The organism is uncultured Neptuniibacter sp. (assembly GCF_947498015.1).
Taxonomy (GTDB): domain Bacteria; phylum Pseudomonadota; class Gammaproteobacteria; order Pseudomonadales; family Balneatricaceae; genus Neptuniibacter.
On sequence record NZ_CANMIR010000046.1, the window covers coordinates 1 to 212 of the forward strand.

At 54.2% G+C, this 212-nt stretch carries 1 protein-coding gene; it reads right to left on the bottom strand.

Annotation, left to right across the window (positions count from 1 at the left end; all coding sequences use genetic code 11):
* Nucleotides 1-212: hypothetical protein (locus Q0882_RS16735; RefSeq protein ID WP_299184112.1), on the bottom strand; the 212-nt coding region annotated here is incomplete at both ends.

The window sequence follows — 212 nt, forward strand, 5'->3', positions numbered from 1 at the left end:
TTCAGAACCTCAGGGCGTTTAATCCCGCCTTTCTCAGAGGTCTCCGCCACGATGTACAACTCTTCAGAGCCCGGGAAACTGTCATTGACCGCTTTCGAGGAGAGGTTGTAATCATGATCCTGATAGAGGATTGGGGAACCCGGTTCAGACTCACCGATCACCACCTTGGAGGAGAAGTACCAGCCACTGCACAGCAGGACCGCTGCCAGCAT